Origin of the sequence: Vibrio sp. McD22-P3 (assembly GCF_021568915.1) — a bacterium.
GTDB lineage: Bacteria > Pseudomonadota > Gammaproteobacteria > Enterobacterales > Vibrionaceae > Vibrio > Vibrio mediterranei.
The window spans coordinates 37,965-53,302 of sequence record NZ_JAKGTN010000027.1 but is presented as its reverse complement, the minus strand read 5'-3'; the positions used below and the strand labels follow the sequence as shown (position 1 = coordinate 53,302).

At 46.1% G+C, this 15,338-nt stretch carries 16 protein-coding genes; 5 read left to right on the top strand and 11 right to left on the bottom strand.

From position 1 onward, the window contains the following. Positions 1–3: 3 nt before the first annotated feature. Genes L2W36_RS23935 through secD form a run of 4 tightly spaced genes read right to left on the bottom strand, consistent with a single transcriptional unit; the run spans position 4 to position 4,472 of the window. The gene (locus L2W36_RS23935) at positions 4–657 is read right to left on the bottom strand and encodes a DedA family protein (RefSeq protein ID WP_006069692.1); all 654 of its coding nucleotides are present in this window, start codon (positions 655–657) and stop codon (positions 4–6) included. A gap of 31 nt (positions 658–688) precedes the next feature. Beyond that, positions 689–1,780: a calcium:proton antiporter gene (locus tag L2W36_RS23930; protein WP_107306156.1), complete on the bottom strand. Its 1,092-nt coding sequence runs from the start codon at positions 1,778–1,780 to the stop codon at positions 689–691. Beyond that, positions 1,777–2,679, bottom strand: coding sequence for a protein translocase subunit SecF (gene secF / locus L2W36_RS23925; protein ID WP_107306157.1), 903 nt, complete (start codon positions 2,677–2,679; stop codon positions 1,777–1,779). The genes L2W36_RS23930 and secF overlap by 4 nt, the downstream gene beginning before the upstream one ends. Before the next feature lie 2 nt (positions 2,680–2,681). Beyond that, positions 2,682–4,472 carry a protein translocase subunit SecD gene (gene secD, locus L2W36_RS23920; protein WP_236111786.1) on the bottom strand — a complete coding sequence of 597 codons (1,791 nt, stop codon included), beginning with the start codon at positions 4,470–4,472 and terminating at the stop codon, positions 2,682–2,684. On the opposite strand from secD, the gene L2W36_RS23915 reads away from it, so the two are divergent. Next, positions 4,471–4,644, top strand: coding sequence for a hypothetical protein (locus tag L2W36_RS23915; RefSeq protein ID WP_161493968.1), 174 nt, complete (start codon positions 4,471–4,473; stop codon positions 4,642–4,644). The two genes, secD and L2W36_RS23915, sit on opposite strands and share 2 nt — an antisense overlap. Here the strand turns inward: L2W36_RS23915 and L2W36_RS23910 are convergent. The 3 genes from L2W36_RS23910 to L2W36_RS23900 form a co-directional block, all read right to left on the bottom strand. Beyond that, positions 4,641–5,090 carry a hypothetical protein gene (locus tag L2W36_RS23910; RefSeq protein ID WP_096443752.1) on the bottom strand — a complete coding sequence of 150 codons (450 nt, stop codon included), beginning with the start codon at positions 5,088–5,090 and terminating at the stop codon, positions 4,641–4,643. The two genes, L2W36_RS23915 and L2W36_RS23910, sit on opposite strands and share 4 nt — an antisense overlap. 229 nt (positions 5,091–5,319) lie before the next feature. Then, positions 5,320–5,922: a short chain dehydrogenase gene (locus L2W36_RS23905; RefSeq protein WP_038227645.1), complete on the bottom strand. Its 603-nt coding sequence runs from the start codon at positions 5,920–5,922 to the stop codon at positions 5,320–5,322. Next, positions 5,919–6,908: a haloalkane dehalogenase gene (locus L2W36_RS23900; RefSeq protein ID WP_236111782.1), complete on the bottom strand. Its 990-nt coding sequence runs from the start codon at positions 6,906–6,908 to the stop codon at positions 5,919–5,921. Before L2W36_RS23900 ends, L2W36_RS23905 begins: the two co-directional genes overlap by 4 nt. Positions 6,909–7,008: 100 nt before the next feature. Here L2W36_RS23900 and L2W36_RS23895 point away from each other — a divergent pair, with 100 nt between their 5' ends. After that, positions 7,009–7,875, top strand: coding sequence for a LysR family transcriptional regulator (locus L2W36_RS23895; protein WP_171389326.1), 867 nt, complete (start codon positions 7,009–7,011; stop codon positions 7,873–7,875). Positions 7,876–7,925: 50 nt separating this feature from the next. Here L2W36_RS23895 and L2W36_RS23890 read toward each other — a convergent pair whose 3' ends face one another. Both L2W36_RS23890 and L2W36_RS23885 read right to left on the bottom strand, forming a co-directional pair. Further along, complete coding sequence (locus L2W36_RS23890; RefSeq protein ID WP_236111781.1) at positions 7,926–8,270, bottom strand: PTS lactose/cellobiose transporter subunit IIA; 345 nt, start codon at positions 8,268–8,270, stop codon at positions 7,926–7,928. 15 nt (positions 8,271–8,285) lie between these two features. Beyond that, positions 8,286–8,597 carry a PTS sugar transporter subunit IIB gene (locus L2W36_RS23885; RefSeq protein WP_038227649.1) on the bottom strand — a complete coding sequence of 104 codons (312 nt, stop codon included), beginning with the start codon at positions 8,595–8,597 and terminating at the stop codon, positions 8,286–8,288. Between the two features lie 242 nt (positions 8,598–8,839). On the opposite strand from L2W36_RS23885, the gene L2W36_RS23880 reads away from it, so the two are divergent. The 3 genes from L2W36_RS23880 (at position 8,840) to L2W36_RS23870 (ending at position 12,837) form a co-directional block, all read left to right on the top strand. Then, a complete protein-coding gene (locus L2W36_RS23880; RefSeq protein WP_107306162.1) occupies positions 8,840–10,189 on the top strand; it encodes a PTS sugar transporter subunit IIC in 1,350 nt (449 codons plus the stop codon). Between the two features lie 9 nt (positions 10,190–10,198). Then, positions 10,199–11,626: a glycoside hydrolase family 1 protein gene (locus tag L2W36_RS23875; protein ID WP_236111780.1), complete on the top strand. Its 1,428-nt coding sequence runs from the start codon at positions 10,199–10,201 to the stop codon at positions 11,624–11,626. Between the two features lie 203 nt (positions 11,627–11,829). Further along, a complete protein-coding gene (locus L2W36_RS23870) occupies positions 11,830–12,837 on the top strand; it encodes a substrate-binding domain-containing protein (RefSeq protein WP_006069682.1) in 1,008 nt (335 codons plus the stop codon). Between the two features lie 55 nt (positions 12,838–12,892). Here L2W36_RS23870 and edd read toward each other — a convergent pair whose 3' ends face one another. Both edd and L2W36_RS23860 read right to left on the bottom strand, forming a co-directional pair. After that, positions 12,893–14,707: a phosphogluconate dehydratase gene (gene edd, locus L2W36_RS23865; RefSeq protein ID WP_236111779.1), complete on the bottom strand. Its 1,815-nt coding sequence runs from the start codon at positions 14,705–14,707 to the stop codon at positions 12,893–12,895. Continuing rightward, positions 14,704–15,216 (bottom strand): gluconokinase, encoded by a 513-nt coding sequence (locus tag L2W36_RS23860; protein ID WP_096443762.1) that lies wholly within the window; start codon positions 15,214–15,216, stop codon positions 14,704–14,706. Before L2W36_RS23860 ends, edd begins: the two co-directional genes overlap by 4 nt. Positions 15,217–15,338 lie beyond the last annotated feature (122 nt).

Sequence of the window (15,338 nt, the reverse complement as noted above, 5' to 3'; positions counted from 1 at the left end):
TTCTTAAGTAGCGATATTGTTTTTGCTCGAGCGTAAGTAGCGGTACAGCAAACCAACAATCGCTCCCGCCATTAGGCATAAACTGACTATCACCAATGACTTAGAAAGTAGCTCTTGGTAGTCATTAAGTCTTGGATGAATCATCAACCATTTACCAGAGAGCATAAGGATCAAGCACCAAATAACAGAACTGCTCATGCTGATAAATAGAGTTCGCATGAAATTCAGCTTCGATAATCCCATAAGCATCGGTGTCAAGACTCTCACAAATGGGACAAATCTGGAGATGAATAAAGATAAGAATCCATAGCGACTCAGTAAGTGTTTGGCCTTAGGGAGTGAATCATTCGGTAACACGCGGTGCAAAAAAGGCACAAGCCGAGTTTGGTTTAAAACTCGTCCTTGAATATAGGCATTAATGCTTCCCAATGACGCGGCTAAACAGAGTGCTCCAGCTGCGGGATAAAACTCCAAAATTCCTACTCCAACTAATCCGCCGACAAACAGTACTAGACTGTCTCCCGGCAGTGGTAAGAAAACGAAGCTGGATTCGAGTAATAAAATAAACGCAAGCAACAAGAGAAAGCTATTGAGTGAGCTTACTTGAGCCAGAGTGTCGAAATCATGGTGCCAAATAGCAACGAATATTTCTTGCATGATAAAAATCCTTAATGGTCAGTTAAGTACATCACTCAAACATCAAGATGATGTAAGCAAAGAACAAAATGAGGTGGGCCATGCCGTTTAAGGAGTTGGTTCTGCCACTACTAAAGCTGACGGCGGTCATCATAAGTGTGGTCGCGAGCAAGACCATTTCAGCGGGTGCCAAGCCCAGTTGAATTGGTTGCTGTATGACTTCAGATATTAGAAGGACAGCCGGTACGGTGAGTGCGATAGTTGCCAGTACGGAGCCAAAGAACAAGTTCATCGCGCGCTGCAGTTGATTGTTTAAAGCGGCTTTAACAGCCCCGACTGCTTCAGGCGCAAGAATCAAGATAGCGACGATCAGACCTCCCAGTGCTGGTGGCGCACCAAGTAAGCTGACGGTACCTTCGATAGGGATAGCCAGACTTTTAGCTAGCAGAATCACCACGATTAAGTAACCTACAAGTAACAGAGAGTGGTAAAAGTTACTCTCTAGAGGGCCATGAAAATCGTGGTTATCCTGGTGGTCCTCATCCATGAAAAAATGGGTGTGGCTGCGAGTCTGAATAAACAGAAATACGCTGTATAACACCACTGAAGCCAAGACTAGCGTGATGGTGAGCGCCTTAGACATTGCTCCTGATTCCGTGACGCTGGTGAAATTAGGTAACACCAAACACAGCAACGATAAAGGAATGATGGCGACGAGATAAGATTTCAGACCATCAAGGTTGTACTTCTGTGTGTGGTATTTCAGCCCGCCGATGAGTAATGTGATACCGACTAAACCATTGAGGACTGCCATCACAACTGCAAACATAGTATCTCTTGCCAAAACGGAGTTGGCTTCTCCCGTCAACATGACAGAAGAAATCATCACTACTTCCAAGAGGATGACTGAGAGGGTCAGAATTAATGTTCCATAAGGGTCACCTAACTTGATGGCTAAAGCATCAGAATGGCGAACCACGGCAAATATTGAAGCCATGACCACTGCGAACAGAGCCGTGGTAAGTACCATACCGATAGTTGAGCTCATTTGAGCCTGCAAGATAGTGTCACCAGCAAATTTAAACAATACAACGGTAATGATGCCAAGTAGCAGTACGAATTCCTGCTTCAAGAACTGCGTCATGGCATTGCCTCCTCTGGCTTCGGTGTTGCCACTCTGTAGTGTTCAGGTCGGACACCCATCATTTGAGGTAAGGTGACACCAAGTGAAATTGACGACCATGTACCACAGGCAATACCCACACACAATGCAATCGCGAAGCCTTCTAACGCAGGTCCTCCTAGCAACCACAAACTAGAAACGGTTACCAATGTGGTGCCTGAGGTAATAAGAGTTCTCGAGAAAGTGGCACGTACCGAGTTATTGATGAGTGTATCCGCTAACTCGTTTGGCTTTGCTTTGAATAGCTCGCGGGCTCTATCAGCGATAATAATGGAGTCATTCAAAGAGTAACCAAGCACTGCAAGTACAGCGGCGAGTATGGTGAGATTGAACTCCATCTGGGTGACGGCAAACAGACCGAGCACAATAACAATGTCGTGAACCAGCGCCACTAATGCGCCTAGAGCGAGTCGCCATTCAAAGCGGTAGCTTAGATAAAGCATGGTCAACACAAAACAAGCTAGTATTGCCACGCCACCTTGCTCAACCATATCTTGGCCGACTTGAGGGCCTACCATGCTGCTATTTAGGATCTCTACGGATGTGCTGATGGACTCTAATGCTGGAGTTAAGGACAACACCACATCATCGAGTTGGTTATAGCGTAAGATCCAACGGCCGGGCTCTGTCGAGCTCACCACTTGGACATCTTGCATCAAGGCGTTATCAAGTGACGCTTTGAGCTCGGTTGCGACAATGGATGCGTCTAAGCGTACTTCAGCCACGAGACCGCCAGTAAAATCCAACCCCCAGTTAAAACCTTTAAAACTGATAAAAGCGACGGCTAAAGCAAAAAGCAGCGCAGAAATTGCCGACATGCTAAAGCGAACTCGGCTAAGAGAATGTTGTGAAAGAGTCATATCTAAATCCTCACTTCTCGGCGCTGATCACGCCCCCAAACAAGATTGATGATGGCGCGCGATAAGAACACGCCGGTAAACATACTGGTTAATAGACCAAGCCCTAGTGTGATGGCAAAGCCCTGAACGGGACCATTACCAATGGCATACAGTGCAATGGCGACAATCATGGTGGTGAGGTTGGCGTCGAAAATAGAACGAAAGGCACTGCTAAACCCTTTTTCAATGCTCTGAGCTAGCGTTCGCCCTTCGCGCATTTTATCTTTGATGCGTTCAAAAATGAGTACATTAGCATCCACTGCCATACCGACGGTCAGCACCATGCCTGCAATACCAGGTAAGGTAAGTACAGCTCCGGGAAGCAGCGCAATTAACCCAAATAAGCTCATCATGTTGGCGAGCAAGGCAACATTTGCGACCCAGCCTAAACGTCGATACCAAAGTGCAATGAAAGTTAGTGTTAGGCCTAATCCTAGCGCTAATGCAGCAAAGCCATTTTTGACGTTTTCAGCACCCAGTGAAGGACCGATGGTTCGTTCCTCAATAATGGTAACTGGGGCTGTGAGTGAACCAGCCCTTAGTAAAAGTGCTAGCTCTTGTGCGTCTTGCATGCTGCCAACACCGGTAATACGAAAACGGCTACCCAACTGTGACTGAATGGTGGCAACACTGATCACCTTACTGAGCTGTTCGCTATCGCCCGCAGCATTGCGGCTGTACTCGCTGTAGACCGTCGCCATCGGGTTACCAATATTGCTTCGGGTAAACTGAGACATTTTTCGGCCACCCGATGTATCGAGCGAAATGTTAACTTCAGCGGTTCCCATATCACCGACACCCGCGCGCGCATCGATAATATGCTCTCCGCCAAGAATGGCGCGGCGCTCCAAATTAACTGGGATTCCGTCATTGTCTGGTAGAACTTGGGTGCGGTTTCCTCGACCATCTGTGACGGCATGAAAGGCTAACGAAGCTGTTGCACCGATAACGTCTTTAGCCGCTGCAGGATCCTGAACTCCGGGTAATTCTATGCGAATGCGATTCTCACCTTGTCGTTGTACCGAGGCTTCGGTAATGCCAAGCTCGGCAATACGCTCTCGCATGATCTGCAAGTTTTGCTGAACCGTCAGGTTGCGCAGAGTGCTTTTCTCTTCATCTGTCAATGAGAGGCGAATCGTGTTGTCTTGGATTGACGTGTGCCAGTTAGGAAACTGCTGACGTAAAAAGGCTCGTGCTTCTGCGGTAGAAGTTCCACCAAACAAATTGAGCTGAACGCTATCGCCCGTGATTCGACCTCGGCTAGTTCGAAACTCCGAAGAGAACTCATCGATAACCATTTGTCGGTGTGCTTGATAGACGGGCTCCATATCGACTTCCAATAAAAATTGGACGCCGCCTCTCAAATCAAGGCCCAGAGCGATAGGCGAAAAACCTGATTTTAGTAACCATTGAGGCGCTGCTGGCTCCATCGCTAGTGCGACGGTTGTGGATTCATCTAAGTGCTGTTTTAGCAGTGTTTGCGCTGCAGCTTGTTGTTTGGGGCTTTTTAGAATCACGATGGTTTTATCACCATCTTGTTCAATGCTAGTGGGGGTGATGTTGGCATGTTCAAGGTATTGAGCGATTTGACTCGCATCAGAAATTTGCCCTCGATGGTTGATATTAAGGGCGGCATTTTCACCATACAAAGAAGGTAGAGCACTTAACAGCATGACGAGCAAGCTGAATATAAGTACCACGTACTTCCACTTGGCGTAGCGGTTGATTGGTTGACGTGATGGTTTTTTCACAATGAAACTCTCTAAAACGGATCAAAATGAGCGCATGGTCATCATGAAAGAGACGAAAGCCGTAACCAAATCAGTCTGTGAAGACATTTATTTCAGTCATCAGCAAGTCGCTACTCTTAATGTGCTGCGCGTGTTGAAGCGTTCAGGCAGTCCTGAACTTGATCTTGAGAGTTAGTTTGAGTGAGGCTGTCTGTGGGCGTACAAAGTGTTGGCTTCTTTCCAGCCTGCCACTCTTGAGGGAGCGCTTTGTGTGCGACTCGTCCAATGACGTTGCGGTGGAATAAGTGAGGTGCTTCTTGTGGCGAGCGCCAGCAATGGAGGTGCTAAGAAGGCAATTAATAGGTGGTAATCAGGCGCTGCTTTTTGGTCGGCATCCCAACTATCACTGATGACACGTCTGGATGAAGAAAGAAACAGTGGACCCATGTAATCATTAAGAATCGACCCACTATCATCTGTTGGGGCATTAAAATCATCAGATGGCGTCGTTGAAAGATCGACGGTGATAAAAGTATTAGCGAGATTGGAAGTATTGGGCGTGAGATACTCGTCTGCGCTTACAGTATGTGTGCAAACTGCAATCATAAGCGCTAGAAATAGACGATACCAACGTTTAACCAATGAATAACCTTTACGTGTAAGCGATGACTTTCTGGTTCGCGGGCAGTATACCGGATGCTGGTCACAAAATGGGCAAAGGTTAGCGAGATAAGTGTTAGTATTTGTGTCTGCATAGGCCTGCTCACCATAATGAATAACAGTGAGCAGATATTAGAGAAGGGGAATTGACATACCAGCAATACTCATAAGCACATCAGCTGATTGGTAACCCAAATATACAACAGGTTAATTAAGTAGTAACGGCATCAAAGATCTTTCCGTTTGCGACTCCCTCTAAAGCGCTTTGATAGCACAAAGCAACATCCGCTGCTGAAATTCCATTAGTACTGTCCATTCCCATTCGTTCCATCGTTTCTTTGACGAATGAAGGGCTTACCGCATTGATGCGGTGATTGCTTTTGAGCTCAAGAGATGCGGTTGTGACAAACGCATTAATGGCGGCCACACCCATCGCAATGGCTGCTGTTCTTTGGGTTGGAGCGTTGCTTGCCTGCCCAGAGGTTAGCGTTATCGAGCCTCCCGGAGTTAGGTAGTTTATTCCTAGTCGCGCGACGTTCACTTGTCCCATCACTTTATTATTGAGCGCTACCTGATACGCTTGGTCAGATGCGTCATCGAAGTTAGCCATCATTCCATTTCCAGCCATGCTGATGATGGCGTCAACAGCACCGACGCTTTCGTACATGGCTTTGATGGAGTCGTTATCTTCAATGTCTACTCGACGTTCACCTTTCGAGTACCCTACAGGGATGACGGTATACGTATCGTCTAAAAGTTCTATTACTGCTTGTCCTATGATCCCATTTGCCCCTATGGCGAGTATTTTTTTCATGCTGATTGTCCTGCTAGATTGAAATGAGTGTGGTCAAGCCAATCAATAACTTGGCTCGTAATTTCAAGATGTTGGTCTTCTTGGAGAAAGTGCGAAGCATCAGTAATTGTGCGGTGAGGCTGATGTGCGGCACCTGCAAAATTTGCTTGGAACTTTTTGTCGTAGCCGCGTCCTGCCAAGAAAGGGTCTTTGTCGCTAAATAGAGTCAAAACAGGCTTTTGCCACTGTTTGAGCTTCTGCCAGTCTTCATTGACTTGATTGAGGTCTGAAGCCACGATTTCCGGCATTTTTCTAGGGCCAGCGTAGTATCGCTCGTCGGGAAATGGCGCGTTATAGGCGTGAATTTCGCTCTTAGTTAATGGTTTTGTGGTTAGCGCCTGGATGACTTCTCCTATATCCAAATGACTAGCGGTTCGAAAGTAGCCGGCCCAATTTCCGTAGTTGATTTTGTTTGTGAGTTGGCTCAAGTCGGTTTGACCAGCTGAGGCAGCCATTAGCTTTAGTACACTAGGAACCAGCAACTTCTCTAAACCTTTCATCTCGGCGAGTGCGGTGTTAGAAACAATTAAGCGATCTAACCATTTGGGTTGATTTGCCAAAGCTCTAAGCCCAATCATACCTCCCCAATCCCGCATAAATGCGGCTGAGTGGTGGAGGTTGAGTTTATTAACGAACATCGTCATCCATTTGACATGGTTGGCATAGGTATGAGTATCGGTACTGACGGGTTTATCCGATTTCCCAAACCCGATAAGGTCGGGTGCTATTACTCGGTAGCCCGCATCGACCAAAATCGGAATCATATGACGATATAGGTAGCTCCACGAAGGTTGTCCATGAAGAAGGAAAACAGTGTTTGAGTTCTGTGTCCCTTCATCAACGTAATGCATGCGATAACCATCTATCTCTATGTAATTAGCCGAGAATGGATAGTCTGCTAGGTTGTCGAACGCTGAATCTGGTGTTCTTAGAAATGTTGATGGCATGATGAATCTCCTGTGTCCCTGTTCGATATACAGACTTTAGAGGAGTTTTATGGACTAAAAAAGCATAGCTTTTTTATCAACTTGGTCATAAAATTAGACCATGATTGCCCTCGAACATTTACACGTTATCTACGTTATTCATCAAGAAGGGAGTTTTCGCAAAGCAAGTGAGAAACTCTTTAAAGCTCGTTCTGCGGTTTCCTATTCGGTGAAACAAGTGGAAGAGTATTATCAAGTCTCCATTTTTAACCGCGATACCTATAGACCAGAACTGACTCGTGATGGGCAACTGCTCATGCCAAAAATTCAACAGTTATTGAATGCAGCGGACGAGTTCGATGTGTTTGCCAAGCAAATGACGGGGGAAATTGAGCCAGAATTACGACTTAGCGTCGGCGCGATTTTCCCAATTGAAAAGGTGACGGGACTCTTGACGCAGCTTAAGCTGCATTTTCCAGAGACAATATTGCACCTTAATATCGAAACGGCATCTGGTGAACGTATGTTACTGGATGGGTTAGTGGACATTGGTATTTATGCGGGTCTCACACAAGACACTCAACGAGTTAGGTATCGACATATCGATCAGATCCGTTTGCCCGCTTATATTTCCAATCAATCTTCACTCACTCTTCAGGCTGATATGACCGTCCAAGACTTGCTGGGCATACCTCAAGTTGTAGTTAAGTCGTCGTATAAGACTAGCCCTGATTCAGGCATTTTAGCGGATGCTGTTCACTGGTACGTCTCTGATCACCAGACTAAAAAATCTATTATTCGAAGCGGACTTGGCTGGGGACGATTATCAAGTGATGAAGTGCAAGCTGAAGGGCTCGATAATTTAATAGAACTCAACTGCATTGATAAGCTTGAAGTGCCGATTTATATGGCGTGTGCTAAAAATAAAGCGTTGGGGCCTGTGGCTAAGATGATTTGGCACTACTTTGATGAAATATCGAAGACATAATGTGCGATGAAACGATGCAAACCTGACGGATTTGCATCGTTTTTCTTATTTTAAGCCATACTGACGTTGTTAAAAACGCTCTGTTCGAGTTTGTTGAGACGTTGGTACAGATGCACTGTTTCGCGAGCACTTTCTATTGCTTGTATGGTGGTCATCAAATGGTCTTGAGCATGAACCATCACTAGTGTGACCGGGATTTTACCTTCACCTTCATCGGCGCCTATTAATTCCGTTTGAACTACATGAGCTTGACGAATTGCTTCATCTGCTTGATCTAGGTAGCTTTGTGCTTGTTCAAACTGTCCGTTACGGGCACTTTTAGTAGATTCCATGGATAGACTTCTCGCTTCTCCTGCATTGCAGATTAAGCCCATGATGGTGATCTCAAGATCCATATTTGATACCCCTATTTAAGCTGTTTCACTGAGAGCTTCAATGGCTGTTGCCAGAACTTTCTCACCGCGCATTGCACCGTAATCCATAGGATTGATCGCTAGGACTTTCTTGCCTTGCTCTGCCGCCAAGGCTGCAAATTCTTGTTGGCGGAATTTCACTTGTGGACCGAGTAAGAACACATCCCAGTCGGCTAGCTTTGTTTCGAATTCAGCAATTGGCACAGCCAATATTTCAGCGTCAATAGATTGATTTTTAGCAGCTTCTTCCATTTTTTTTACTAGGATAGAGGTCGACATACCCGCTGAACATAGCAATAGAATTTTCATCGTTGTTTCTCCTGTTATTGACACTTATTTGTGCTTTTTGTTGCCTATAGTGTTACGGGTAACTATTGATTCGGCAATACGTGATCTATCAAAAGTGTTATCTAGCTCAAATTTGATGAGTAATTAGGCTTTTTTTCGTGCTCAAGCTAACAATTATCCGGATTTTTCTTTGTTTTCTAGTTTTGTTACCCGTAATGTTACCCGTAACAAATATGAACGACACGAATGGAAGGGGATACCTCGTGCTTAATAATGCGTTTACAGAAAAGCTCAATTACTGGGCGGGCTGGTTTACCAGCTTGAAATACGTGATGGCTATCAAGCAGGCATTTGTCATGCTGATGCCAGTCATTATCGTTGGTGCGTTTGGCGTACTGATTTCTAACATGGTTATGGGTACTCAGTCAGGTCTTGCTGCCTTTGAAACATTTGCCTTTTTGGCTGAATACCGTCCAATCATGGGACAAATAAACTATGCAACACTGAACTTCTTGACCATCGGGGCCATCTTTATGATTGGTCTTGAGCTTGGCAAGCTTAATGGTCAAGTTAACGCTTACTCAGGTTTGCTTGCTGTTATCTGTTTCGTGGCGGTCATTCCGACTACCTATGAAGTGGTTGTAGCGGGTGAAGCGTTTGAAGTGAGCAACGTTATTGCTCGCCAATATACTGACACTAAAGGCTTATTCTTGGGTATGTTTATCGCAATCCTATCGGTTGAGGTATACAGCAAGCTTCTGAAAGTTAGCGCTTTACAAATCAAGATGCCTGATTCTGTGCCACCAAATGTGGCGAACTCGTTCTCTGCATTGCTGCCGTCTATCATCACAGTTACTGCGATTGCTACATTTGGCTTTGCGTTCTACGAGATTTCGGGAATGACGCTTTATGATGCAACGTATGCAGCGATTCAACGTCCGCTTGAAGGTGCTATCCAAAGTCTACCTGGTGTGCTTCTACTGATGTTCCTAGCTCAGGTTTTCTGGGTAGTGGGTATTCACGGTAACCAAATGATCAAGCCACTACGTGAGCCGCTGCTGCTTGGTGCGATTGCCGCAAATATGACAGCTTATGAAAACGGTGAAGAAATTCCGAACATCATTACGATGCCTTTCTGGGACATCTACATGAGTATCGGTGGTTCAGGTGTCACGATTGGCCTACTTGTCGCAGTCTTCTTAGTATGTAAGAAACGTAAAGATATGCGCGAGATTGCCAAGCTTTCTGTCGGTCCAGGTGCATTCAACATCAACGAGCCAGTGGTGTTTGGTATGCCTATCATGCTAAACCCGATTCTAGCGATTCCATTCATTATTACACCACTAATTACCGGTATGATTGGTTACTACGCAACAGCGATTGGTTTTGCAGGTAAGGCTGTGGTGATGATTCCTTGGACCTGTCCACCGATTCTGAGCTCATGGCTGGCGACGGGTGGTTCACTTGGTGCAGTGGTGACTCAGATCGCTTGTATTGTTACCTCGATTCTCATCTACCTACCATTTGTGAAAGTGTGTGAGAACCAGTTCAAAGAGCAGCTCGATAATCTAGAAAGCGAGCAAAAAACGGAAGCGAAAGAAGCGGTAGCTTAAGGACGCATAATGACTCAATACTCTATGAAGTTTCCTGAAGGTTTTATTCTTGGTGCAGCAGCGTCTGCATGGCAAACCGAAGGTTGGAGTGGTAAGAAAGATAGCCAAGATTCTTATATTGATGCTTGGTACAAGAATGACCGAAAAGTCTGGCATAACGGCTATGGGCCAGCTGTCGCGACTGATTTCTACAACCGTTATGTTGAAGATATTGACCTAATGCAGATGGTGGGGTTAACCCACTACCGCAGCTCCATCAACTGGTCTCGTTTTATGCTTGATTATGAGCAAGGGATTGTAGATGAAGAGTATGCAGGCTACGTTGATAAGGTCATTGATACCATGCTTGCCAAGGGTATCGAGCCGATGTTCTGTTTGGAGCATTATGAGCTGCCCGCTTATTTGCTCGAACATTACGGTGGCTGGAGCTCGCCTAAAGTGGTTGATATGTTTGTTCACTACGCGGAGGAAGTGTTCAAGCGTTACGCTCATAAGGTGAAGTATTGGTTTAGTTTCAATGAACCTATCGTGGTGCAAACCCGAGTGTATCTTGATGCGATTCGTTACCCGTACGAGCAAGATACCAATAAGTGGATGGTGTGGAATCATGCCAAAAACTTAGCGACGGCAAAAATCGTTAAAGCTTATCGTGACCAAGGCTACGACGGAAAAATCGGCGTGGTGCTAAACCCTGAAGTGACCTATCCACGTTCTAGTGCGGTGCATGACAAGCGAGCGGCTGAAATCTACGATTTGTTCTACAATCGTGTGTTTTTGGACCCGGCTATCAAAGGAGAATATCCGGCGGAGTTGTTGACGTTATTGAGAGGCAATGGCATTGATTTCGCACCAACGGAAGAAGACCTTGCGATCATCAAACATAATACTGTGGACTTTATTGGAGCCAACCTCTATTACCCACACAGAGTGAAAGCGCCGGAAGCGGAATGGCCAAAGCACGTGCCGTTTCATCCGAAAAAGTACTTTAGCGGCTTTGACTTACCGGGTAGAGAAATGAACTTCTCACGAGGTTGGGAGATCGATCCGGCTATTGTTTATGATATGGCGATGCGCATTAAAAATGAGTACGGTAATATCGAGTGGATCTTGAGTGAAAACGGTATGGGCATTGAAAATGAAGCTCAGTTCAAAGATGAACAAGGCCAGATTCAAGATGACTACCGTATTGATTTTATCTCAAGGCACTTGTTCCATTTGCTAAGAGCGATCGAAGACGGCGCAAACTGTAAAGGCTACATGCTTTGGGCGTTCACGGACAATGTCTCACCTATGAATGCTTTCAAGAACCGCTATGGCTTGGTAGAGATTGATCTGGAAGACAATCGCAACCGTCGGGTGAAAAAATCCGGCCAATGGTATAAAACCTTGTCTGAGACTCGATGTCTAGATATCGATCTGGATGATGAGTACCGCTAAACCCTAATATCGGCGAGTTTACATACTCGCCGTTCTTTTCTCCCAATTTTGTTTGCCCTGCCTAATATTACTAGCTATCTATTTGAATCTGATATAAAAATCGTTATTCTTCAACCGTCCCTACCTAGAGATTTGGATAACCGTTAGTTCATTAACAGCAAAAATGTTACAGTAACATTCACTACTACTTGAGAATTCGTTGAATGACTATGGAAGCAAAACGTTCACGCCCAACTTTGCAAGATATTGCTGATAGAGTGGGTATCACTAAAATGACGGTAAGTCGCTACATGCGCAATCCAGATTCGGTCGCCCAAGCGACTCGCGATAAAATCGCTCAAGTGGTTGAAGAGCTTGGATATATCCATAATAGAACGCCTGCGATGCTGTCGAAATCGTCGAGTAAAGCGATTGGTATACTGTTGCCTTCATTGTCTAACCAAGTATTTTCTAGCTTCGCGCAAGGTGTTGAGCATGTGACTAACCTCAATGGTTACGATACCTTGATCGCTCACTACAGCTACGATCGTGATGTGGAAGAAAAGAAAATCGAATCTTTTCTTTCTTATCAAGTAGATGGCCTAATTTTGACGGACACCAATCATACCGAGCGCACGCTGCAAATGATAAAAACCGCAGGTATTCCTGTGGTAGAAGCCATGGATTTACCGGTTAATCCTATTGATATGGCGGTCGGTTTGGACCATATGCAGGCGGCTTATGAAGTGGTGACGCAAATGATAGCCAAAGGTAAGCGCAATATCGCTTATTTTGGTGCTCGCCTAGATACCCGAACTCAGCTACGTATGCACGGCTATGATAAAGCGGTCACTGAGGCAGGGCTGGAACCTCTACACGTATTAACCAAAGAGCACTCTAGTTTTGCTTTGGGTAGTACTTTGCTCGACAAAGCTCTGCTAATTCAACCAGAGCTTGATGGCGTATTCTGCACCAACGATGATATTGCGATTGGTACTATTATGGCGTGTCGTGCTAAGCAACAACGAGTTCCTGAGGATATTAGCGTCGTTGGTTTTAACGCTCTGGATATGGGTAAAGTGATTAGCCCAACCTTGGCAAGTATTGATACACCACGATTTGAGATTGGAAAAAAGAGCGCCGAGTTATTACTATCGGCGCTATCAGGAGCCCCAAGCGAGCAAAAAGTTTTTGATATGGGCTTTACGATTACTGAGGGAGAGAGTCTCTAACTCAGAATCTCGCCTTAATGAAAACTCGGGGGTAGGCTCGCGGGGTCAACATGGTTTAGTCGGCAAAGAGGAAACTCGCTCCTCGGTCTGCTGCTGAGACGTTCTGGCGACAAGTTGCAAACAGATCTCTGCCCCAAGTCTGTTGATGGATTTCGGCATCATGAGCCTCTAGAGGGCGACTCTCGATACCTTCGAATACTTTGAGTTCTCCACGGTGGCAATCTAATCGAACCCTATCGCCATCTTGTATACGTGCAATGTTTCCACCTCGCAGGGCTTCTGGCGATACATGAATCGCTGCGGGGATTTTCCCTGACGCGCCAGACAGCCGACCATCGGTCACCAAGGCGACGTTAAAACCTTTATTTTGGATATTGCCAAGCAATGGCATCAATTTATGCAGCTCAGGCATGCCGTTAGCTGCTGGGCCATTAAAACGCACGACGACCACGCAGTCGCACTCGAGTTCGCCTCGCTGATAGGCTGCTTCCACTTGACTCTGATCGTTAAATACTTTGGCTGGTGCTTCGATAATCTGGTGTTCTGGTTTTACCGCCGACACTTTAACGATAGCTTGCCCTAAGTTACCTGATACTTGCTTTAACCCGCCCGTTTTTTGGTAATACTGCCTGTCATTAGCGATGACCTCAGGGTTTTTCGTCCCATTAGAGCGTAACCAAGTTAGGACCTGATCATCAGATTGAGTGTCTAATTCTGGGTAGCAAAGTTGATCTTCAAAACGGCCAAATGCCGTCACGGTATCGCGATGCAGTAACCCTTGCTGGTTGAGTCTGGTTAATAGAGCAGGGACACCGCCCGCTGCATGAAATGCATTGATATCACTGGTGCCATTCGGGTAAATATTGACGACCAGAGGTACGATGTTGGAAAGATCGTTGATGTCTTGCCAAGTTAGTAGCAAGCCTGCAGCTCGGGCGACGGCAATCATATGAATGCTGTGATTCGTGCTACCACCAGAAGCGAGTAGGGCTACCACACCGTTAATCAAGTTTTTTGCTGAGACTACGTCACACAATGGGCGATAGTTTGCTGAGCCTGCAATGCTACTGGCGATTCGCTTTGCGGCATCTTGTGTTAATGCTGTTCGCAGCGGGGAATCTGGTGGTACAAACGCGCTACCGGGTAGCATTAACCCCATGGCCTCAAACACTAATTGATTGGTATTGGCGGTGCCAAAGAAGGTACAGGTACCACTGCTGTGGTAAGCACGACATTCCATTTCTAGCAGCGAATCTTTACCAAGCTCTCCAGCGGCGTGCTGTTGGCGAATCGTGACCTTCTCTTCATTAGAGATTCCCGTTGCCATTGGACCTGCGGGAATAAACGCAGTGGGAAGATGGCCATACGCCAGCGCGCCCATTAATTGACCGGGCGCTATCTTGTCGCAAATACCAAGCAGTAAGTTACCATCAAACATATTGTGGCTGAGTGAGAAGGCGGTGCTTTGGGCGATAAGATCGCGTGAAAACAGCGACATATCCATACCCGGCTGTCCTTGTGTGACTCCGTCGCACATTGCGGGAACACAGCCCGCGACTTGCGAGGTATGGCCTAACGGACTTAACGCCTGTTGGATGAGTTCCGGATAACCCTCATAGGGCTTATGAGCGCTCAACATGTCGTTGTATGACGAGATGATAGCCAAGTTGGCGCTGGTGTTGTTGAGTAAGGACTGTTTGTCCGCATCGCACGCTGCAGCCACGGCGTGTGCAAGGTTGCCGCACGATAGTTGCGAGCGCCCTTTGCCTGCTAGTTTTTGCTTCGCAATATTCGCTAAATATTGTTGTATTAATTTTTCACTGCGCTGCTCGATACGCTGCGTAACGGCCAGTAAGGTTGTATGAGTCATGATACAACCTCAAGCGTGGCATTAGATAATTGGCTGCGGATATCACGAACGGCGGTCTGAATCACACGTTCTAGTGGCATGTCGATAGGTACAGTCAAGACATCCAGTTCACAATCAGGGCGTTCTAGAGCTTCAAACTGACTTCGCAGGAGGGAGCCTTTCATAAAATGCCCTCCTCGTTGTTCGACACGTTGTCGAATGAGTTCAAACTCTCCATCTAGGAACACAAAGATAAGGTTATTGTTGCCAAGTCTTAATGTGTCGCGGTACCCTTTTTTAAGTGCAGAGCAAACAATAACACCATGCTCATTCTTGCATCCTAGGCTGTACGCGGCATCGTTAATACGCGTCAACCATGGCGCTCTGTCATCATCAGTCAGCGGCATGCCTGAGGCCATTTTGTCGATATTGCTTCTCGGGTGAAGATCATCGCCATCGATAAACTTTGCGCCTAATACATCGGCAATCCCTTTGCCTACTGTGCTCTTACCTGAGCCAGAAACTCCCATCACAATAATGCACTTCCCCAAGTTCCCTCCTCACGAATCAAAATTTGATCCAATCCGCACAATTCAATTAATTCACAAACTGGACTTCATATTATCGATGTTACTGGTAACATGATACCGGT

Coding starts and splice junctions, on each gene's coding strand:
- edd (WP_236111779.1), bottom strand. CDS start 14,707: ATGACTCATACAACCTTACTGGCCGTTACGCAGCGTATCGAGCAGCGC.
- L2W36_RS23890 (WP_236111781.1), bottom strand. CDS start 8,270: ATGGATCTTGAGATCACCATCATGGGCTTAATCTGCAATGCAGGAGAA.
- L2W36_RS23915 (WP_161493968.1), top strand. CDS start 4,471: ATGAAACTCTCTAAAACGGATCAAAATGAGCGCATGGTCATCATGAAA.
- L2W36_RS23860 (WP_096443762.1), bottom strand. CDS start 15,216: ATGGGAGTTTCTGGCTCAGGTAAGAGCACAGTAGGCAAAGGGATTGCC.
- L2W36_RS23930 (WP_107306156.1), bottom strand. CDS start 1,780: ATGACGCAGTTCTTGAAGCAGGAATTCGTACTGCTACTTGGCATCATT.
- L2W36_RS23900 (WP_236111782.1), bottom strand. CDS start 6,908: ATGCCATCAACATTTCTAAGAACACCAGATTCAGCGTTCGACAACCTA.
- L2W36_RS23875 (WP_236111780.1), top strand. CDS start 10,199: ATGACTCAATACTCTATGAAGTTTCCTGAAGGTTTTATTCTTGGTGCA.
- L2W36_RS23870 (WP_006069682.1), top strand. CDS start 11,830: ATGACTATGGAAGCAAAACGTTCACGCCCAACTTTGCAAGATATTGCT.
- L2W36_RS23935 (WP_006069692.1), bottom strand. CDS start 657: ATGCAAGAAATATTCGTTGCTATTTGGCACCATGATTTCGACACTCTG.
- L2W36_RS23895 (WP_171389326.1), top strand. CDS start 7,009: ATGATTGCCCTCGAACATTTACACGTTATCTACGTTATTCATCAAGAA.
- L2W36_RS23885 (WP_038227649.1), bottom strand. CDS start 8,597: ATGAAAATTCTATTGCTATGTTCAGCGGGTATGTCGACCTCTATCCTA.
- L2W36_RS23905 (WP_038227645.1), bottom strand. CDS start 5,922: ATGAAAAAAATACTCGCCATAGGGGCAAATGGGATCATAGGACAAGCA.
- secF (WP_107306157.1), bottom strand. CDS start 2,679: ATGACTCTTTCACAACATTCTCTTAGCCGAGTTCGCTTTAGCATGTCG.